Source organism: Pectobacterium odoriferum (assembly GCF_009931295.1).
GTDB lineage: Bacteria > Pseudomonadota > Gammaproteobacteria > Enterobacterales > Enterobacteriaceae > Pectobacterium > Pectobacterium odoriferum.
This window is the reverse complement of the sequence record NZ_CP034938.1, coordinates 3,300,904-3,321,807: the sequence shown is the minus strand read 5'-3', so window position 1 is coordinate 3,321,807 and position 20,904 is coordinate 3,300,904. Positions and strand designations below refer to the sequence as shown.

The following is a 20,904-nucleotide window of genomic DNA, read 5'->3' as shown; positions in this document are numbered from 1 at the left end:
AGCGAACAATGAAATGGCAAAAGATGGTATTGGGGGCGCTTTTGACGCTCTCCTTGCAGGCGGGTGCAGCACAAAAACCGGTGGACGTGACAATCGGCGTGGCCGGAAGCGAAGACGCGTATTGGAAGGTACTGGCGCAAAAAGCGAAAGCGGAGAACATCAACATCAAACTCATCAGCTTTTCGGACTACGCATTGCCGAATAAAGCGTTGGCCAGCGGCGATGTCGATCTTAATGCGTTTCAACATCTGGCTTTTCTAAGCCAGTTCAACGTGAACAACCAACTGACGATTGTGCCGATCGGTGCGACACAAATTGTGCCTATGGCGCTGTATTCGGAGAAGTATCGTGCTCTGGCGGATATCCCGCAGGGGGCGCAGATTGCCTTGCCAAACGATCCTTCCAATCAGGGGCGTGCACTCAATGTGCTGCAATCCTCTGGCTTATTGAAGTTAAAGGACGGCGCGGGCTTGCACGCGACGCCTGACGATATTATTGAGAATCCGCGCAAACTGAAAATTCTGCCGGTAGTCGCACAGCAGACGCCGCGCGTGCTAGCGGATGTGGCTGCCTCGGTGGTCAATCAGGGCGTGGCGGTCGATGCTGGTTTACCTGCCGATAAAATCCTGTTTCAGGACGATCCTACCGCACCGTCTGCGTTGCCTTACGTGAACGTGTTTGCCGCCCGTGAAAAGGACAAAGACAACCCGGTCTATCAGCGGATTGTGGCGTTGTATCACCAACCTGATGTGATCGCTGCGGTGAAAGAGGATACGAAAGGCGTTGCGGTTGTGGTGGATCTGCCAGCCAAAGATTTGCAGGACAAGCTCAAACAGCTGGAAGACGATTTGAGAAAACAGTGAGCCTTTCGCTTAAATCCAATTTGCTGAAGCCAGGTTGCTTAACCATGCCAGCTTAAGCTGGCAGCTAGCGCAACGATGACGTCAGGAGGCGCAAAATGAGTGAATTAACCCCCCATCATCGCGGCATCATTCGGTCCCATGTTGAACAGGCCGCGCAGCGATATCTAGAGGTCAGCCACCAGATTCATGCCCGGCCGGAGCTGGGCAATCAGGAGTATTTTGCCGCTGAAACCCTTACCGATCTACTGCGTGACGCTGGTTTTACCGTAATGCGGGATATCGCCGGGCATGAAACGGGCTTCGTCGCGCGCAAAGGACAGGCAAACAGCGGGCCACGGATTGGCTATCTAGCCGAATATGATGCGCTGCCGGGGTTGGGGCATGCCTGCGGCCATAACCTGATCGGTACCAGCAGCGTGGCGGCGGCCATTGCGCTGTCCCACGTTGTGGATCAAACCGGCGGAGAGGTATGGGTATTTGGCACTCCGGCAGAAGAGGGCGGTGCCAACGGCAGCGCCAAAGGAAGCTTTGCTGATGCTGGCGTGTTTGATGGCATTGATGCCGCGTTCATGATCCACGGTTCAGGTAAAACACAACTGACTTCCGCCAGTCTGGCGGTCGATCCGCTGGATTTCCATTTTACCGGTCGAGCGGCACACGCGTCGGCTTCGCCGGAGGAGGGGATTAACGCGCTGGATGCGGTGATTCAACTCTTTACTGGCATCAATGCGCTACGACAGCAGTTACCGGGTGATACGCGCATTCATGGCATTATTACCCATGGCGGAGAAGCGCCGAATATTATTCCCGAGTATGCGGCCGCACGGTTTTATATTCGCGCTTCAACCTGGCAACGGGCGCAGGCCGTCAGTGAAAGAGTGCGGGCAGTGGCGGAAGGGGCTGCGCTGGCGACGGGCAGTACGCTGAACGTTGAGCGATTCCAGAATCCCGTTAAGGATTTGATTATCAACCGGCCATTGGACACTATCGTCGGAGAGGAACTGGTGGCGCTGGGTGAAGGGCTTTCTGATCAGCCGCGTCGTGGTCTCGGTTCGACGGATGCCGGTAATGCCAGCCACGTCATCCCCGTTAGCCATTGCTACATTAAAATTGGTCCTGACGATCTTATTGGCCACACGCCTGAGTTTCGTGAAGCTGCCGTTTCCCCACAGGGTGACCGTGCATTGCTGGTGGCAGCACAGGCGCTGGCGCTCTCGGGCTACCGTCTATTGACCGATCCTTCTCTGCTGGAAAGCGTGAAAGCCGATTTTCTCCGTACCCATTCCCCTGCCTGACGGCAATAGATAACGGTTGCTGCTGAAATCACCGTTTCAGCGGCAATCCCGAGTGCCCTGTTGGCTGACAACCGCATGCTCTTCACACTTTTGTGTTGCGCAGCTTTGCGTAATGTAACTATCTGGTTAACAATGAAATCAGGTCTGACCTGTTGTGCGCATACTTTATTTTTGGTTAACGGGAATATTTTCGGTTAACAGGAGCGTTTATGAGCGAGGTATTACCTCTGATAACCCACCGTGGCGATCGCATTGCGATCGTGAGCGGATTACGCACCCCATTTGCCCGGCAGGCAACGGCCTATCATGGTGTACCTGCCATCGAATTAGGAAAGCTCGTCACCAGCGAATTACTGGTTCGCACTGGGATCGATCCTGAATTGATCGAGCTATTGGTCTTTGGGCAGGTGGTCCAAATGCCGGAAGCGCCAAATATCGCCCGAGAGATCGTGCTCGGCACGGGCATGAGTGTGCATACCGATGCCTACAGCGTGTCGCGCGCCTGCGCCACCAGCTTTCAGGCGGTTGCTAATGTGGCGGAAAGCATTATGGCGGGTACGGTGGACGTCGGCATTGCTGGCGGGGCGGATTCCTCTTCTGTGCTGCCGATTGGCGTCAGCAAAGCGTTGGCCAGAACGCTGGTGGATATGAACAAGGCTCGGACACTGAGCCAGAAATTGAAACTGTTAAGCGGCCTGCGCCCGAAAGACCTGCTACCGGTTGCGCCCGCCGTGGCGGAGTATTCTACCGGATTGCGCATGGGCGATACCGCCGAACAGATGGCAAAAACCTACGGCATCACGCGTGAAGAGCAGGATGAACTGGCGCACCGCTCACACAAGCTGGCGGCTCAGGCTTGGGAATCCGGCGTGCTGCGCGATGAAGTCATGACGGCTTACGTCCCACCTTATGACAAGGCGCTGAGCGAAGATAACAATGTGCGTCATGATTCCGCACTGGATCAATATTCCCGTTTACGCCCGGCGTTCGATCGCCGACACGGTACGGTCACGGCGGCGAACAGTACGCCGCTGACGGATGGTGCGGCGGCGGTGTTGATGATGAGTGAGTCTAAGGCCAAAAGTCTGGGGCTCACGCCGCTGGGTTACCTGCGCAGCTATGCATTCAGTGCCATCGGCGTGCAGCGTGATATGTTACTGGGGCCGGCTTATGCCTCCCCGCTGGCGTTGGCAAGGGCCGGCGTGACGCTGGCCGATCTGACGCTCATTGATATGCACGAAGCCTTTGCCGCCCAAACGTTGGCAAATCTCAAACTGTTTGCCAGCGATGAATTCGCCCAGAATCAACTGGGTAGAAACGCCGCGCTGGGCGAGGTGGATCGCGACAAGTTCAATGTGTTGGGGGGATCCATTGCCTATGGACACCCCTTTGCTGCCACCGGGGCGAGGATGATTACCCAAACGCTGAATGAACTGCGTCGTCGCGGCGGCGGGTTGGGATTAACCACCGCCTGCGCGGCTGGCGGGCTGGGGGCGGCAATGGTACTGGAGGTGACGCCATGAACGATCAACAGCCTTTCTCCGTGACAACATCGTCTGCAATGGAAACAACATCATCTGCAACGGAAAAAACAGTGCCTGCAACGGAAAGCCCGTCTGCCTTTTCCCTTACTATCCGGCCGGACAATATCGGTGTTATTCGCATTGATGTCCCCGGCGAGAAGGTGAACACGCTAAAGAGCGAATTTGCAGAACAAATTCTCTCGGTCTTCAAGCAGGCGCGGCAGCATGCGACGCTCAGGGGGCTGATTTTTATTTCCGCCAAGCCTGATTCGTTTATCGCCGGTGCGGATATCACCATGTTGAACCAGTGCAGCAGCGCCGAACAGGCAGAAAATCTGGCGAAACAAGGGCAGGAAACGTTCGATCAGGTTGCCGCGCTGCCGTTCCCCGTGGTAGCCGCGATCCACGGTGCCTGTCTGGGCGGTGGTCTGGAACTGGCATTGGCCTGCGACTATCGCGTCTGCTCGCTGGATGAAAAAACGGTGCTGGGGCTACCCGAAGTTCAGCTTGGCCTTCTTCCTGGTTCGGGTGGAACGCAGCGTTTGCCTCGGTTAATTGGTTTGGATAGCGCGCTGGATCTTATTCTGACGGGTCGTCACCTCCGTGCGAGTCAGGCACTACGACAGGGGCTGGTTGATGAGGCCGTCCCGCACGATATCCTGCTGGAGACGGCGGTCGAGATTCTCAAAAAAGGAAAACGCAAAGCGGTGCCGCTGGGCTGGCATTCACGTCTGCTGAGTAGTCCGGGCATTCGCCACATGCTGTTCAAAATAGTGAAACGCAAAACGCGTGCGAAAACACACGGCAACTATCCGGCCACGGAAAAAATCATTCAGGTGGTGCGTCAGGGCATAGAAAAAGGCCGTGAGGAAGGGTATCGGCACGAGGCGCGAGCGTTTGGCAAACTGGTGATGACGCCGGAATCGGCCGCGCTACGCCATCTGTTCTTTGCCTCCAATGCATTAAAGAAAACTGTCGGTGCGGCCTCTGAAGCGAAGCCGATCCACCGCGTCGGTATTCTCGGCGGTGGGCTGATGGGCGGTGGGATCGCTAGCGTTACGGCGACGCGCGGGCAGGTGCCGGTGCGCATTAGAGACATCAATGAACAGGGCATTAACCATGCGCTGAAATACAACTGGCAACTGCTGACCAAGCGCGTCCAGAGTAAGCGGATGAAGCCGACGGAGCGCCAGCGGTTGATGACGTTGATTTCCGGCAGTACGGATTATCGCGGTTTTGAACATGCGGATATCGTCATTGAGGCCGTTTTTGAAGATCTGGCGCTGAAGCGGCAAATGGTCGCGGAGATTGAAGAGCACGCTGCGCCGCACACGATCTTCGCATCGAATACTTCCTCGCTGCCGATCCATCAGATTGCAGAGGGCGCGCGCCGTCCGCAACAGGTTGTGGGTCTGCACTACTTTAGCCCGGTGGACAAAATGCCGCTGGTTGAAGTTATCCCTCACGCTCACACCAGCGCAGAGACGGTCGCAACGACGGTGGCTCTGGCGAGAAAGCAGGGGAAAACCGCGATCGTCGTGGGCGACAGCGCCGGTTTTTATGTGAACCGCATATTAGCGCCTTATATCAACGAAGCGGCTTATTGCCTGCTGGAAGGGGAACCGATCGAATCGATTGACTATGCGCTGGTGCGTTTTGGCTTCCCCGTCGGTCCGCTCGCACTGCTTGATGAGGTCGGTATTGATGTCGCGACCAAAATTGTGCCGGTGCTGAGTGAAGAACTGGGCAACCGCTTTACCTCTCCCCCCGCGTTTGATGCGATCCTGAAAGATGGGCGCAAAGGGCGTAAGAATGGGAAAGGGTTCTATCGATACAATAAAACACGCCGTTTTTGGCACGCGGGCAGAGAGGTAGACAGCTCGGTTTATCCGCTGCTGGATGTGACACCGAAGGCCCATATTGACCCTGCATTAATCAGCCAGCGTGCTGTGATGATGATGTTGAATGAGGCTGCGCGCTGTCTGGATGAAGGCGTGATTCAATGCGCTCGCGACGGTGATATCGGCGCGGTATTTGGCATTGGTTTCCCACCTTTCCTCGGCGGGCCGTTCCACTATATGGATCGTCTGGGGGTGGAAACAGTAGTGAAAACGCTGCTGGTATTACAACAACAGTATGGCGATCGGTTCGCACCCTGTGAACGTCTGCTCGCGATGCGGGAAGGTCGGCGGACGTTTTATCCGCCAACCAATGAAGACCCTGGCACTAGTTGATCGTGACGTTAATCGTGACGGTATCTTTATACGCGCCCTCTGGCTTACTGGCCTGACTGGCGTTAATGCGGGCGGTGTACGGGATACTCTGCGTAATCCCCGTACCCGTTCCACTGTAATCGTTGGTCTCTGTCCAGGCGATGTTCCCGGTGCGATAGAGTTGATATTGCAAATAAGAGGGAGCCCCCCCGACGGTGGCCGTCATTCTGCGCCAGTTGGCATCGTCGGGGTGGGTGCTGACCAGCTTGACGGTATACGCCCCCAGCAACGTACAGCGAACGCCGAGGCTACTGTTGACCGCCGCGAAATCGGCGGGAAACGCTGCAATTCCAAAACTGACATTCGGCGCACTGGTGATCTGGCAATCATTGGTGATAGTCATGGTGATATTGAGGGTTGAGGTGGTTGAGCCTTCTTCGTAAATGCAAGCACCTAATAAGCCCACTGAACAAAGTCGATAATCCCATTTGATGGTTACCGTATCGGTATAGGTTCCGGCAGAAACGTTGTTGCCGATACTGGTGCGGATATAGATCGGCATGGAGCCATCTGCTGAATTGAACAGGCCTAAGATTCCCAGAAACGTCGTCCGAGACCAGATATAGGTTGAACCGATTTCATAAAGCGTACCGCAGCCAGAATCGATACACAGACTATAGGGAACGTAGTCTGTGCTCGTCCCTCTGCGCATCCGCATGGCGGTACCGCTGGGGTTACTGTCATCCAGTATTGTGATTTGAATTGTATTGGTACTGGCTAAACTCAACAGGCTTCCCGTACAGCGGAACCCACTCCCCGATGTCACGATCTGGGGAGTGCCGTTAACACCGACAACGGAAGAGGCATAAGGCCCCAGCGTGGTGGAGCTCGGTGGGGTCGTGCAGGCGGCGTAGCTAACTGGCGCGTAATACAGCGCCATCAGCAGGAAAGCCAGACGTAGCCAACGGGCCGCTCGCCGGTTAGCGGGGGAGAAGTGCTGGATTTTCGGTATCGGAGTCAGCATCGTTTTATCCTTTTGAGTCAGTCTGGCAGGTCAGTGGGCCGATGGCCGCCATCATGGTCTGTGATTCCGGTAGTGAGAACTCCACTCGGCAAAGCCGCCCGTCCTCTTGTTTAAAGCGTAGGCGGTTAGCCGTTCCCAGATTGGTGAAATAGACCAGACCATCGTAGCCGCTGATGGTGGTATCGCCGCTGATGTCGTCTGTTATCCAGGTGCCGATGGTTAGCGGGTTGCCATCCGTATTGCGCAGCTTAATGTTGGCGGATCGCACGGCATGAACGGGGAACGTAACGACGGTGCCGCTGCCTTCTTTGACCGACACGCGCGATTCCACCTGTGGGGTGGCGACATTGGCTGGCAGTTGTAACGTATCGATTTCCACTTTCGCGGGGTAGTTGGACACGACCCACGGCACGAGTAAATGGCCGCGTTTGTTGGTTTTACCCACCAGTTGGTTTTCATATTTTACTGGGACGTCAGGGTATCCCTCGGTATCGACCACAATAAAAGCGTCGTTGATACGGTTACTGGCGAAAAGCCCGCTATTCATGTAGATCAGCGAGCCGCTCAGTTCCCCCCACTGCGTGGTATTTCCTTCATTGCCATAGGTTCCGCCGGCAAGCATGGCATAAGGGCCGCGCCAGTTCAGCGAACCTTGGTGATAAGGGGCTTTTCCTGCGCCATACGCGGCGTTCCAGCCTAATCCACCTTCTGTCGGCACGGTACGGTTCACTCCGACACGCGGTGAATAATCGCCATTGCTGTCGCGCTGAACGCCGGCATTAATACTGCCGTTTGTACCAAAAGGCATTACGAACTGGATCTGGGCGCTGTAGCCGTTTTCTCCCAGTTCTTTGTTAAAGGCGAGGTAAATAGAGCTGTCTTGCCAGACCTGGCGGCTAAAAGAGAAATTAAGCAAGCGGGTACGGATTGAATCGTACGTACGGATATCGAAATACCCCACGCCGAATGAACCGTTGCCTTCACCGAAGAGTTGGCTGCTGAGCGTTGCCTGATAGCTTTCCCGGCTGAGGCGACCTTCCGTGAGTACGGCGGTTAAATCGCGGTAGGCTTCACTGCGTTTAGCGTGTTGAACGCTCAGGCCAAATGCGGAGGTGTAGTAGGAGTAGCCCGTGGTGTATTGGTGTCCGGTGGCTTCTTTTTCACTCTGACTGTAGGACGAACTCAGCGTGCCCCAGCGGCCGACGGTAAAATCTGCCCCTGCGCCGAGCAGATAGAGATCCTGTACCGCTTCGCCATGCGCCGATACCGTCAGTTTATTGGTCAACCCGTAGCGATAGATGCCGCTAACGGCAGGATCGTCAGTATAGGCGTTATTCTTTACCCCATAGTCCTGACGCAAAACGCCAACGGACAGATCGAAATCACTTAATCCCTCCCTTAGCAACGAGTTGGAGACGTAAAAGGGGATCGTGGTGGAAACTTGCCGCCCCTGCGCATCCGTAGTGATGACAGTCGCTTCCCCTGCGCCGTTAAGGTAAGGCGTATTCGTGAGGGTGAAGGGGCCAGCATTCAGGCTGGTGCTGTTCGCTTTATAGCCGTTGATAAACAGATCCAACGTGCTGGGTACGGCAGCCGTACCGGTATATTGCAACATCGGATAGGTCACGATATCTGGGCGGAGGGCGAAATTGCGAGCGATGCGCAGGCCGCCCATGCGCACCGAGTTGCTCCACGTCAGGGAGTTGCTGATTAGATCGCCAACCTGATAGGTGAGCATGCGTTCGTTATCGTTATAGCGCCAATAGGTGTCGAAACGCTGATAGTCACCTTGCTGCGCGGTATTGCCGCTCGATGTGAAATAGTAAATCCCCGTGTTGGATAAGGTTCCATAGGGACTGAAAACGCGCTGTTCCATCCAACTGTTGAGTGAATCTGCATTGCCACGGGATGAGGTGTAATAAAGGTTATAGTTGAACAACAATCCGGGGCTGCTGCGGGCGGGGATACGTGCCATGTCTTGCCCTCCGCCTTCAACAGATTGCTCGGGTAGCCAGAGCGTGGGCACCGTGAGTTTTAGCTGCTGTATGGCCTGATCGTAATCGGCAGTTACCTCTGGCAGAGCGCTAACATTGACCAGCCCCGTACTTTGCTCCGGTAAGCGGATGTGATTCAAACGCAGCGTTGCCGCATCCACATAATAGCTCCCGGCACGATACGTGACAGGAACAACCGTGTTATCGCTCTGTCCGTTAACGGAAAGCGTTAAATAATAAACGGACTCGCTGAGCGAGGGCATGGCGCTGGGGGGAGCGGGAAGATCGGTATAGTCTTCCGCGAGAATCGTCGCAGAATAAAACAGCGCAAATGGAGCGTACATGAGCAGGGGGAAGGCAACTGTTTTGCGCTTCATACCTGGCTTCACCATAGCTTCACAGCCAATAGACACGCTTCTGCCGTTAACCGAGCCATCATTCGCGTTTAATCAAAATGGGATCGGTGATATCGATCAGGTTGGTGAAGAGCTGCATCGCCGCACCTGGTGTAGATACGCCCGCAGGCAACGACCAGCGCATCTCTTGCCCCGGTAGCACATAGCCTAAAAAGCCGTCGGTTACCTTTATCCGGCTTCCTTTCCCGCTTTGGTCGGCTGACCAATAGACGTTACTCAGGCGAGCATGGACCACGCCACGATTACGGACATAAAGGTAGTTTTTCCCCCCAACTGCACTGACTCGCCAACTGAGCACGGGCAGCGTTGGTTCTGCGTTGGCACGTCGTTTACCCGGGCGAGTATGTGTCCAGACGCCTGCACCATCAAGGAACAACGGCAGTAGGTAGCGCATCTGGAATTGCAGACCCATCTGTGGTGCGTTTTGCTGGTTGGGAGCGGCAATTTCATCAACGATGATGCGATAAGCCTGCTCGGTATTGGCAGACGCGGGGTTGACGCGAATCAGGCGCACCATATTGCGCTTACCCGGTTCCAGCGTCATGAACGGCGGTGTGGCAATCACGTTACTTTGTTCTGCATAACGATCCTGAAAATCTATCTGCTTCCACGACATGATGCGGATTTGCAAGCCGACGGGCGCATTCCCCTTGTTTTCCAGCCACAGCGCTGAGCTGCTCTCATCGGACTCAATAACCTGATAGATCGGCCAAACAAGAATAGAGCTGGCGGCAAAGCAAGACGAGGCGAAACCGCTTAATAAAAAGACCATTGCCCGAATAAAAAACGTCATTTTCCTTTTCATCCTGTGTTCACCCTGTTTTGTTTTTAATAAGTCAGGCTGACGGTCACGTTATCGGTATAAACCCCTGCGGGAGGAAGAGGCGTGCCGCCAAAATAGCGGGCATAAACGGTGTAGGTCTGGGTTGTGGCCGGAAAAGAGGCGATGTTGAGTGCCAGACCTCCCGTTCCCCATACCTGTGTGTGTGCCGCATCGCGGTAGAGCTGATAAGCCAACAGGCGCGTTCCTGCTGCATTTTTCAGATAACGTTGTGTGCTGTCACCGCCATTAGTGCCGTAGCTCAGTTCAATAACGGCGCTGATGCCTGGCGTACAGGTCGCGATAATCGACCCCCCGCCGCTGGTGCTGGCGATATCCACGTTGGTCGCCGTGGCGCTGCGCGTCCCAAAATTCAGCGTGCCCATGTTGGGCTGGCTGCTTGCCGTGCTAGTGCCAAAAACACAGCCTTTTTGTATCGTTGCCGTGACATCGAATGTACTGCTCACGGTGAGCGCCATCGCCACCGTAGGGACGATGGTGCCCGACAGCAGAAATGACAAAATCAGAACCGACGAAAAACGCATCGCAATACCAGCGGTTACGTAAATTGAACGGCGACACGAGAAACGCCTGAAGTCAAAAGGAGCGACGTGGCGTAGTCAGTAAACGCCACATCGCGTATGAGATGTGGTGACATAACGGCTCCTTTTCTTGTGGATCAATGACCCTAAAAAGGCCGACATACGAGCATGTCGGCCTGTAAAAAATTACCATACGATAGTTGCTGCGACGGTGTCGGTGTAAGAACCCGCAACGGGTGACAGAACCGTTTGGTCTGATGGCAGAATACGGGCATAGACCGGAACTGGCTGCGGGTTGCCAGTGGCGACAATGGCAATACCCGTACTCCCCGTAGCCGTAAGCTCGGCACTACGGTTGCTGTCGCTGTATAAACGGTAAGGGATGTTATACGTGCCTGTTCCTGGTGCGAGTCTGCGCAGTGCGCCGCTGTCGTTCAGCCCGGCATCGATGTTCAGGGTAGCTGGGGTGCCAACAGAACACGTGACCGTAATCCCGCCGCCTCCTGCGCTGGTGGTCTGACTATCAATATTGGCGGTCAAATCGGAATGGGAACCAAAATTAATCGTACCCCATATGCCGCTTTGGCCCGCGCTTCCGTTGTTGATGGTACAGGCGGCAGTAATCGTTAAGGATACGGGTATCTGGCCGTTAATCGTCACGCTGCTTGCGGTGTGGGAAAAGCCGAATGTGGTGAAAAGTGTAGCCAGAATAGGTAATGTTATTCGTTTAGAATTCATAACGATTCCTTTATATTCCTCTAACTTATTTTCATCGAAAATGTCTTCACGAAAGCGCATTGATTTCCGTGAAAACTGCTCGTCACGAATGACTATTACAAAAGTAATCATAACGAGTATTTTTAATCAGTACGGATATTTATATGGCATGGATTAACCGATCGGGAAAACACAGAGCATGTATTTTTTTCCTGATCGTCTAAGCCACTGACACAAAAACATCGCACTACTGAAATAGATATCGCTATTACTTTCAGTACGTTCTGTATGGTTCAGGTCATGCTATCAAGAAAGCGTATTACTTATTTTATCTTCCGTGGTGTGAATAATTTCGGACATATAAATAACAGAAAAATTCTTCGGGATTGATCCTGAATTGCACATTCGTCCATAAGAAGAGTAATCTATTTTTTATTATATGACGTTATATTCTGTGTAATTACCTTATTTATAAAAAATGAATAGTGAAGAAAAGTGCTATTTAAGATAAAGATAGAACCAGAGTGGTTTTTTAACAATGTCACAAAAATTGATATGCGTTAAAAAAGTGCAAGAAATCGACATTTTTGATTTTATTAGTGTTTTATGCTGATTTTTTTGTTCTTTACTGAATTCTGTATCCTATTTTTTGATTTTATTGTAGGCGTTCATAATGACCGTTATAAAGTTATGGTTATGTGTTTTGAGCGGGTAGATTTTACCGTATATTGATAAAACTTTTATTTATCATGTGATTAATGATGAAAGGAGAGGTCGGGGGGAGCCTGATGACTCTGCTGATACATTACAATTATTGACTCGTTGGCGACGGAACCGCTAAGAACGCGCCTTGAGAATAGTTAATGTTATAACAGTATTCTGCCGCATTTTGGGCTGACAACCTGTGGGTGGGAAGCGGAGATAATGCATTTTTCTACCAAAACCTGATCTCTGGTGAGTTTACATAGCGAGAAACTCAGGTAACCTACAACAATAAAGCGGTTATACCCGTCATACTTGAATGATTTAGGGTATCTACCTTATCTATGGCTTCTATTGCAGGTATGCCAAAGAGGCAGCAAAGCCAATGCTCATACAACATTTAAGTATGAGGATATATCATATATTTCATTAATATAGCGGTGTAATATGCAAGTGTTGATAATGCGTCATGGTGATGCGGTACTTGATGCAGCGAGTGATGCTGTTCGGCCATTGAGCGACGCAGGTCGTGATGAATCCCGTCAGATGGCGTGTTGGTTGAATGAGCAAAATATCGATATTGAGCGCGTTCTGGTGAGCCCTTATTTGCGCGCCCAGCAAACGCTCGAGGTGGTGAACAACGTGCTGCCGCTGCCGGAAGAAGCGGATTGCCTGAATGAACTGACGCCCGGTGGTGATGCCCTGCTTGTCAGTTATTATCTGCAAACGCTGGCGAGAGAAGGCGTGGGGGCGGTTCTGGTTGTGTCGCATCTGCCGCTGGTGGGCTATCTGGTTGCCGAATTATGCCAGAATGAAACCGCGCCGATGTTCGCTACCTCTGCTATCGCCTGCGTGAAAGTGGACGTGGAATCCGGTCATGGCGTTCTGCACTGGCAAGTCAGCCCGGCCCAACTGAACGCAAAATCCTGATACGACTAACCCAAAATTCCTGAATTCATACGGTATGAGGCGTGTAATGAACTGACACGCCTTGTCGTTCTTCGAAGAAGGGCGGGGTTACTCAAGCGAAGGGGCTTCCAACGCCACCAACACCAGCAACGCGGCACTCCCACCAAATTCTTTCGGGGCCTGATGAAAAGCCAGCACGTCAGGGTGCTGTGCCAGCCAGAGCGGCGTTTGTTGCTTAAGGATATGTTTGCCGTGCCCGTGCATCACGCAGGCGCAGTAAACGTGCTCCCGCCGACAGGCCGCCAGCAGCGCGCCCAGTTCCTGCTTCGCCTGAAGCTGTGTCAGGCCGTGCAAATCCAGAAACAGCTCCGGTGAATAATCTCCTCGTCGAAGCTTCTTCAATTCATAATGGCTGGCACCCGGGCGGACATAGCGCGTTGGGCCTTCTGCATCCAGCTGTGGCTGAAATTCATCCGAAAAATAAAAACTGGCATCAACCTGCTCCTGCAATACCCGTTTGGCGGGCAATTCGCCCGGTTTTTTGCGCAGCGGTTTGTGGGTATAGGTATCCTGATGCAACTTTTTTGTGCCAGTGATGGACGTGCGAAAAAGCTGCAATTCGTCGTCGTTCAGCGAATATTTATTACTCATGTTTCATTCATCTTGCGCCAACATTCGATCAGTTTACCTTGTCTCCCCGCTGTCGCTAAATAAAAGTCTGTATTGGAGCGCGTTCAGTCGGTTATATCTGCTGATTTGTCGCGGGCTTCATGGCAAACTAAGCGCCAATTTGCCATTCAGAACTGTCTGCGGAGGACACCCTTGGACAAAATTTTCGTCGATGAGGCCGTCAGTGAACTTCATACCATTCAGGATATGTTGCGCTGGGCTGTCAGCCGGTTTAACGCAGCCAACGTCTATTACGGTCACGGGACGGATAATCCCTGGGATGAAGCCATACAGCTCGTCTTGCCTAGCCTGTATCTGCCGCTCGATATTCCTGAAGATATGTACACGTCCCGTTTGATCAACAGCGAACGGCAGCGCATTGTTGAACGCGTGATCCGCCGCGTCAATGAGCGTATCCCGGTTGCCTATCTGACCAACAAGGCCTGGTTCTGCGGCCTGGAATTCTACGTGGACGAGCGCGTGCTGGTGCCACGCTCTCCCATCGGTGAGTTGATCAATAATTATTTTGATGAGCAACTGCCAAAAACGCCAAACCATATTCTGGATCTGTGCACGGGCAGCGGCTGTATTGCGATTGCCTGCGCTCAGGCGTTCCCGGAAGCGGAAGTCGATGCGGTCGATATCTCCAGCGATGCGCTGGCGGTAACCGAGCAAAATATTCAGCAGCACGGCCTGGAATACCGCGTGACGCCGATTCGCTCTGACCTGTTCCGCGATTTACCGGCGATTCGCTATGATCTGATCGTGACCAATCCACCGTATGTGGATGAAGAAGATATGTTCGATCTGCCGCAGGAGTTCCGTTTCGAACCTGAGTTGGGGCTGGCGGCGGGCAACGACGGTCTGGATCTGGTGCGTCGTATTCTGGCCTGCGCGCCAGACTATCTGAGCGACGATGGCGTGCTGATTTGCGAAGTGGGCAACAGCATGGTGCACCTGATCGATCAATACCCAGACATCCCGTTCACCTGGCTGGAGTTTGATAACGGCGGTGACGGCGTGTTTATGCTAACGCAATCACAGCTAGTTGATTGCAAAGCGCATTTCAGCGCTTACCGTGATTCGGATAGCTGATAAACCTATTTGCGAAGTGAGGGCGGGAGTAACGGAATAGAAGAGTAAAGCGTTTGCGCCAGGGATGGCGCAATCCGAGCTTACAGGGATGTACTTGCAGCGTCTTTACGATCTATCCGTTACTACCGTTCAACGACCTCTGTCAGCAGCCGTGATTAAACGGTCGTAACGATATTTATTCGCCTTACTGTTTAGACGGTAAGGCAGAAACAGAACACATGCGAAGGAGTTGTGATGGCAGGCAACAGTATTGGGCAATTTTTCCGCGTCACTACATTTGGTGAATCCCACGGTCTTGCGCTGGGATGTATTGTTGACGGCGTACCGCCGGGAATCCCGCTGACGGAAGCGGATCTGCAACACGATTTGGATCGTCGCCGTCCGGGGACTTCTCGCTATACGACGCAGCGTCGCGAACCCGATCAGGTCAAGATTCTGTCCGGTGTTTTTGAAGGCGTGACAACAGGAACCAGCATTGGCCTGTTGATTGAAAACACCGATCAGCGTTCTCAGGATTACGGTGCGATTAAAGATGTCTTTCGCCCCGGTCATGCCGATTACACCTATGAGCAAAAATACGGCCTGCGCGATTACCGTGGCGGTGGTCGCTCTTCCGCGCGTGAAACGGCGATGCGCGTTGCTGCGGGCGCGATTGCGAAGAAGTACCTGCAACAGCAACATGGTGTGAAGGTACGTGGCTATCTGTCACAGATTGGGGATGTCACCTGCGACCTGAAAGATTGGGAACAGGTTGAGCAAAACCCGTTCTTCTGCCCGGATATCGACAAGCTGGAAGCCTTGGATGAACTGATGCGTGCGCTGAAAAAAGAGGGTGATTCCATTGGCGCGAAGGTCAGCGTCGTGGCGGAATCGGTACCCGTTGGATTAGGCGAACCGGTCTTTGATCGTCTGGATGCCGACCTGGCTCATGCACTGATGAGCATCAACGCCGTGAAAGGCGTCGAAATTGGCGATGGCTTTGCTGTTGTCACCAAACGTGGCAGCGAAAACCGAGACGAAATTACGCCGGACGGTTTCCAAAGCAATCACGCTGGTGGCATTTTGGGCGGGATCAGCAGCGGCCAGAATATTGTTGCACATCTGGCGTTGAAGCCGACCTCCAGCATTATGGTGCCGGGCAAAACGATCAACCGTCAGGGCGAAGCGACTGAAATGGTCACGCGCGGGCGTCACGATCCGTGTGTGGGTATTCGCGCGGTGCCGATTGCCGAAGCCATGATGGCGATTGTGTTAATGGATCACCTGCTGCGCCAACGTGCACAGTGTGGGGATGTGAACAGTCAGATTCCTCGCTGGTAAAAAATAATGAAACAAGGGTTAATCGGGGTTCTCGCGCTGGCACTGAGCGCGCCGCTGTTATCGAACGCCGCATGGGCGAAAACGCCCTGGCAGGAGATCGCGCATCCGGTTGCGGGTACGCCGCAGTCAATTGGTAGTTTTTCCAATGGCTGTATCATCGGTGCCCAGCCGCTGCCATTGCAGTCGCTGGATTATCAGGTGATGCGTGTCGATCAGCGCCGCTATTTTGGTCACCCCGATCTTCTGGCGTTTATTCACCGCCTGAGCAACGAGGTTAAGCGCATGACCTCCGGTAATGTGCTTGTGGGGGATATGGGGATGCCGGTCGGGGGACGCTTCAGCAGCGGCCACGCCAGTCACCAATCCGGGCTGGATGTCGACATCTGGCTGCAATTGCCCAGACAGCGCTGGAGCGAGCAGCAGTTACTGAAGCCGCAGCCTATCGACCTGGTTAACGCCAGCGGACTGAACGTTAACCCACGCGTCTGGCGACCGGAAGTCACCACCCTGATCAAAACCGCTGCGCTGGATAGCGACGTAACGCGCATCTTCGTCAATCCGGCGATTAAAAAACAGCTGTGTGTTGAAGCGGGCCACGATCGTGACTGGCTGCGCAAAGTTCGCCCTTGGTTTGCACACCGTGCGCATATGCATGTGCGACTGCGCTGCCCGGCGGACAGCCTTGAGTGTCAGGATCAGGACGAACCACCCGTCGGTGACGGATGCGGTGCCGAGTTAACCAGCTGGTTCCAACCAAAGCAGCCGAGTACCGAAGCCCCGGAAAAAACCACGCCGCCGCCGTTGCCGCCGTCTTGTCAGGCATTGCTCGACAGACATTTTACCGCGAGATAACGAGTCACTATGTCGCGAGATAAAAAATAATTATGGACTGGTTAGTTCTTGGGCCAGAAATGCTGGCCGTGCTGTTTTTTGTCGGGGCGTTGGCAGGGTTTATTGATTCGATTGCGGGTGGCGGTGGTTTATTGACGATCCCTGCCTTGCTGGCTGCGGGGTTATCCCCGGCGCAGGCACTGGCAACGAATAAACTTCAAGCCGTCGGTGGATCCTTTTCCGCCAGTCTGTATTTCATCCGTCGCCGTGCGGTGAATCTGGGCGAACAGAAGCTGGCGATTGCGCTGACGTTTGCCGGCTCGACCTTTGGTGCCTGGCTGATCCAGCAGATCAATGCTGATTTTCTGCGTCAACTGCTGCCAGTGCTGATTATTGGCATCGGTCTCTACTTTTTATTAACGCCAAAAATCGGCGATGAAGATCGGCAGCGTCGGCTGTCACCGCTTCCGTTTGCGATTGTGGCAGGCGGCTGCGTCGGCTTTTATGACGGCTTTTTTGGCCCCGGTGCTGGGTCGTTTTACGCGCTGGCCTTCGTCACTCTGTATGGTTTCAATCTGGCCAAAGCGACGGCAAATGCCAAGATCCTAAACTTTACCTCTAACTTCGGTGGGCTGTTGTTTTTTATGCTCAGCGGAAAAGTAGTCTGGGTGGTCGGCGGCGTCATGCTGATCGGGCAGATCCTCGGGGCACGGCTTGGGGCCAAAATGGTGATGACGAAAGGGCAAAAGCTGATTCGTCCTATGCTGGTGCTGGTTTCCGCCATCATGAGCGGCAAGCTGATTTATGACAGCCACGGGCACGACATTGCCATCTGGCTGGGACAGTTTTTATGATAGCAAGCTTATGATAACAATAGATAACATGACAAATACTCACCACTATCAACAACTGATTGATATTTTTAATGATTGCTTTGGCGATGAATACAATACTCGTCTGGTAAAAGGCGACGATGAGCCGATTTATCTGCCAGCGGATGATGACATTCCGTATCACCGGATTGTGTTTGCTCATGGTTTTTATGCCAGCGCGCTACACGAAATTTCTCACTGGTGCATTGCGGGTGCCCAGCGGCGTTTGCAGGTCGATTTCGGCTACTGGTACTGCCCAGATGGCCGCGATGCCTCGACGCAAAGCCAGTTTGAGGTGGTAGAGATCAAACCGCAGGCCTTCGACTGGTTGTTCTGCGTGGCAGCAGGCTTTCCGTTTAACGTCAGCTGCGACAACCTGAACGGCGACTGCGAACCGGACCGTATTGATTTCCAGCGGCGCGTGCATGCGCAAGTGATGCAGTATCTGGAAGAAGGGATTCCCGCGCGTCCGGCCAGCTTTATTCGTGCATTACAATCGTTTTACAATACGCCACCGCTGACGGCGGCGAGCTTCCCGTATCCAGCCGATCTGTGATGCGCGGGAATCGCAAAAATTTGAGGATAAGAAATGATCGCAGAATTTGAAACGCGCATTCTGGCGCTGATTGATGACATGGTAGAGCATGCCAGCGATGACGAACTGTTTGCTGGCGGCTATTTGCGTGGTCATCTGACGGTGTCGGTGGCAGAAGCGGAAGAGAACGGTGAACAGACGCTTGAAGCACTGCATGTGCGCGTTAGCGACAGCATTAATCACGCCATCAAAAATGGTGAACTGTCACCGCCGGATCAGGTGCTGGTTAACGGGATGTGGGAACGTCTGTTCCAACAGGCGCAGAATAACACCCACTGATTTCCATGTGTGCTAATCGTTAATCTGTCAGTGCTGGTTTAGTAGAACCAGCACTGCTTTCTTCCCCATTAATCCTTCGTTACAGGCTTACCTTTCAGCAGTTTCCTTATCCAGAAACGATTCGGGTTTAGCGCGGCGAGCGTGTCGCGATCCAGCGGTAGCGGTTCGCCATACATCTGCGAGGCCAGAATTTCCGCCGCGAGTGGGGCGGAGCACAGGCCGCGTGAGCCTAACGCACCGATGATAAACAGATCCTGCCAATAGGGTGCGCTTGGCGCCGCGTCGGTACGGTGTTGAGGATGCAGTCGATCTTCATACTCGGCCAGCGTTTGTTCATAGTCCGGCACGGCGCCAAGCAGCGGTAGATGGTCGCGCAGCGCGCAGCGGACGCCCTGACGCGCCTGCGCATCACTGACATCGATCGTCTTGGCCCAGTCTGCATCAGGCAGACAATTCAGCAGGCGCTGGCGATTCTCTTGCTGCTCGTCTTCCCGATAATCACAGTGTGTTTCGCCCCGTAAATAGCTCGCCCCGATGCAGTGCGTTTGATGTTGCGGACTCACTGGCGTCAGGTAGCCGTCGTAGCACAAGACCTGTTTAAGCTTCCCCAGCACCGGGTTGGTCGGAATATGGCTTACTTGCCCGCGTACGGCGTAGGCGGGTAAATGGCGGGTTTGTGGCCAGTCGGTAATGTGATGACCATTTGCCAGCACCACGACCGCATGGTTTACCTGCTGGCCTGTGCTCAGGGTGAGCGCCCAGCCGTCGTCCGTTTTCTCCAGTGTGGAAATGGCAGTACTCATCTGTACCGATAGACCGTTTTGTTCTGCCAGCTTCAACGCAGAAGCCGTCAGCTCTGCCGGACACAGCCATCCGCCGTCAGGATAAGTGATGCCGTTTACGTCGGGATTCAGGCCGCTCTGATTTTCCAGTTGCTGCGCATCCACGCTGGCGACCAGTTCTTCCGGCCATTCCCCTTGCAGAATCTGTTCGATTTTACGCGCACTTTTTTCATCCCAGGCGAGCTGGCTGACGCCGCACCACTGATGCTCAAACTCCAAACCCTGCTGCGCCAGCGCGGTGTAACTGCGGTGAGCAAAGTCAAAGGCGAGGGAGAAAAAACGGGACACCGCATCATGGCGGTTATTCAACAGAGGATATAGCGCGCCCTGACGATTGCCGGATGCGCCCGTGGCAGGCAGCGCGTCCGCGCAGTAGAGCGTGACGTTTGCACCGCGACGTTGCAGCGCCAGTGCGGTAAGCACGCTGGCGATGCCGCCGCCGATAATCGCAATATCGTCAGTCGTGCTGGCGGCGGGGCGTGTGTACCACGGTGTTGGCGACGTGACCGAAAGTTCGTCGGGAAGGATGCCGCTCAGCATCTCGCGTTTCTGCCCGAATCCTTTGATTTTGCTGACCTGAAACCCTGCCTGTTGCAGACCGCGACGCACAAAGCCTGCGGCGGTAAAGGTGGCGAATGTGCCTTCTTTACGGCACAGACGTGCCATTGCCTGAAACAGATTATCCGTCCACATGTCTGGGTTTTTGGAGGGCGCGAAGCCGTCCAGAAACCAGGCGTCGACCTGATGATTCTGCGTATCATCCAGTTCAGGTAGTAAGACGTTAACGTCACCGAACCACAAATCGAGCGTGATAGTGCCTTGCGCCAGAATCAGACGATGGCAGCCCGGCAGCGGTAGCGGCCATTGCTCTCGCAGTTCATCTGCGAATGCGGCCAGCTCCGGCCACTGTGCGTGTGCGGCAGCCAAATCATGCCGACGCAGGGGGAATTTCTCGAAGCTCATGAAATGCAGGTGGCGCAATGTCGCCTGTGGCTGCTGTTGACGAAAGTCGGCAAAAGCCTGCCACAGCGTCAGAAAATTCAGACCCGTGCCAAAGCCGGTTTCTGCTATCACACAGGCTGCGCGCGCGTGTGTAGCGAAACGCTCGGGAAACTGATTGCCCTTTAAAAACACATAACGGGTTTCTGCCAACCCATCCTGATTCGAAAAATAGACGTCATCAAACTGTTGCGATACAGGTGTACCCTGAGCGTTCCAACTTAACGACGCGTGTTGGATGGGGAGGTTAGCCACGGTAAAAGCTCATTATTCAAGTGATGGCGAGATTTTAACGGGCTGAAGATCGTGGCGCAAATTTAGCAGTAATTCACGGTAGTTTGGCTGATCGGACTTGTTCAGCTTACAACTGTACGCTAAAGTGCG

The 20,904-nt window shown here is 53.8% G+C and carries 18 protein-coding genes; 11 read left to right on the top strand and 7 right to left on the bottom strand.

The features are described from left to right. Nucleotides 1-8: 8 nt before the first annotated feature. From EO763_RS14915 to fadJ, 4 genes are all read left to right on the top strand, one after another. A complete protein-coding gene (locus EO763_RS14915; protein WP_039491483.1) occupies nt 9-863 on the top strand; it encodes a MetQ/NlpA family ABC transporter substrate-binding protein in 855 nt (284 codons plus the stop codon). A gap of 95 nt (nt 864-958) precedes the next feature. After that, nucleotides 959-2,158 (top strand): M20 family metallopeptidase, encoded by a 1,200-nt coding sequence (locus tag EO763_RS14910; RefSeq protein ID WP_161529421.1) that lies wholly within the window; start codon nt 959-961, stop codon nt 2,156-2,158. 209 nt (nt 2,159-2,367) lie between these two features. Continuing rightward, the gene (fadI, locus tag EO763_RS14905; RefSeq protein ID WP_161529420.1) at nt 2,368-3,681 is read left to right on the top strand and encodes an acetyl-CoA C-acyltransferase FadI; all 1,314 of its coding nucleotides are present in this window, start codon (nt 2,368-2,370) and stop codon (nt 3,679-3,681) included. Further along, nucleotides 3,678-5,915 (top strand): fatty acid oxidation complex subunit alpha FadJ, encoded by a 2,238-nt coding sequence (gene fadJ / locus EO763_RS14900; protein WP_161529419.1) that lies wholly within the window; start codon nt 3,678-3,680, stop codon nt 5,913-5,915. The genes fadI and fadJ overlap by 4 nt, the downstream gene beginning before the upstream one ends. Here the strand turns inward: fadJ and EO763_RS14895 are convergent. The 5 genes from EO763_RS14895 to EO763_RS14875 all read right to left on the bottom strand — a co-directional run bounded on the left by EO763_RS14895 (nt 5,908) and on the right by EO763_RS14875 (nt 11,428). Continuing rightward, entirely contained in the window at nt 5,908-6,918 is a 1,011-nt protein-coding gene (locus EO763_RS14895) for a Csu type fimbrial protein (RefSeq protein ID WP_039491488.1), read from the bottom strand. The genes fadJ and EO763_RS14895 overlap by 8 nt on opposite strands. A gap of 4 nt (nt 6,919-6,922) precedes the next feature. Continuing rightward, nucleotides 6,923-9,289 (bottom strand): fimbria/pilus outer membrane usher protein, encoded by a 2,367-nt coding sequence (locus tag EO763_RS14890; RefSeq protein ID WP_161529418.1) that lies wholly within the window; start codon nt 9,287-9,289, stop codon nt 6,923-6,925. A 58-nt stretch (nt 9,290-9,347) separates the two neighbouring features. Next, nucleotides 9,348-10,121, bottom strand: coding sequence for a fimbrial biogenesis chaperone (locus EO763_RS14885; RefSeq protein WP_161529417.1), 774 nt, complete (start codon nt 10,119-10,121; stop codon nt 9,348-9,350). Between the two features lie 35 nt (nt 10,122-10,156). Continuing rightward, nucleotides 10,157-10,693, bottom strand: a complete 537-nt coding sequence (locus EO763_RS14880) for a Csu type fimbrial protein (RefSeq protein ID WP_161529416.1) — start codon at nt 10,691-10,693, stop codon at nt 10,157-10,159. A gap of 183 nt (nt 10,694-10,876) precedes the next feature. Next, nucleotides 10,877-11,428 (bottom strand): Csu type fimbrial protein, encoded by a 552-nt coding sequence (locus tag EO763_RS14875; RefSeq protein WP_161529415.1) that lies wholly within the window; start codon nt 11,426-11,428, stop codon nt 10,877-10,879. Nucleotides 11,429-12,556: 1,128 nt separating this feature from the next. On the opposite strand from EO763_RS14875, the gene sixA reads away from it, so the two are divergent. After that, nucleotides 12,557-13,039 (top strand): phosphohistidine phosphatase SixA, encoded by a 483-nt coding sequence (gene sixA, locus EO763_RS14870; protein ID WP_161529414.1) that lies wholly within the window; start codon nt 12,557-12,559, stop codon nt 13,037-13,039. 87 nt (nt 13,040-13,126) lie between these two features. On the opposite strand, the gene smrB is transcribed toward sixA, so the two are convergent. Next, nucleotides 13,127-13,669 carry an endonuclease SmrB gene (gene smrB / locus EO763_RS14865; protein ID WP_161529413.1) on the bottom strand — a complete coding sequence of 181 codons (543 nt, stop codon included), beginning with the start codon at nt 13,667-13,669 and terminating at the stop codon, nt 13,127-13,129. A gap of 171 nt (nt 13,670-13,840) precedes the next feature. Between smrB and prmB the strand changes: the two genes are divergently transcribed. The 6 genes from prmB (at nt 13,841) to EO763_RS14835 (ending at nt 18,679) form a co-directional block, all read left to right on the top strand. Next, nucleotides 13,841-14,782, top strand: a complete 942-nt coding sequence (prmB, locus tag EO763_RS14860; protein WP_161529412.1) for a 50S ribosomal protein L3 N(5)-glutamine methyltransferase — start codon at nt 13,841-13,843, stop codon at nt 14,780-14,782. Nucleotides 14,783-15,016: 234 nt separating this feature from the next. Then, nucleotides 15,017-16,102 carry a chorismate synthase gene (gene aroC / locus EO763_RS14855; protein WP_161529411.1) on the top strand — a complete coding sequence of 362 codons (1,086 nt, stop codon included), beginning with the start codon at nt 15,017-15,019 and terminating at the stop codon, nt 16,100-16,102. Nucleotides 16,103-16,108: 6 nt separating this feature from the next. After that, nucleotides 16,109-16,954 (top strand): penicillin-insensitive murein endopeptidase, encoded by an 846-nt coding sequence (gene mepA, locus EO763_RS14850; protein WP_161529410.1) that lies wholly within the window; start codon nt 16,109-16,111, stop codon nt 16,952-16,954. Between the two features lie 32 nt (nt 16,955-16,986). Further along, complete coding sequence (locus EO763_RS14845) at nt 16,987-17,787, top strand: sulfite exporter TauE/SafE family protein (RefSeq protein ID WP_161529409.1); 801 nt, start codon at nt 16,987-16,989, stop codon at nt 17,785-17,787. 28 nt (nt 17,788-17,815) lie between these two features. Then, the gene (locus EO763_RS14840) at nt 17,816-18,361 is read left to right on the top strand and encodes an elongation factor P hydroxylase (RefSeq protein WP_161529408.1); all 546 of its coding nucleotides are present in this window, start codon (nt 17,816-17,818) and stop codon (nt 18,359-18,361) included. Between the two features lie 33 nt (nt 18,362-18,394). Next, nucleotides 18,395-18,679, top strand: a complete 285-nt coding sequence (locus tag EO763_RS14835) for a YfcL family protein (protein WP_161529407.1) — start codon at nt 18,395-18,397, stop codon at nt 18,677-18,679. Between the two features lie 68 nt (nt 18,680-18,747). On the opposite strand, the gene mnmC is transcribed toward EO763_RS14835, so the two are convergent. After that, entirely contained in the window at nt 18,748-20,775 is a 2,028-nt protein-coding gene (mnmC, locus tag EO763_RS14830) for a bifunctional tRNA (5-methylaminomethyl-2-thiouridine)(34)-methyltransferase MnmC2/FAD-dependent 5-carboxymethylaminomethyl-2-thiouridine(34) oxidoreductase MnmC1 (protein WP_161529406.1), read from the bottom strand. Nucleotides 20,776-20,904: the final 129 nt, after the last annotated feature.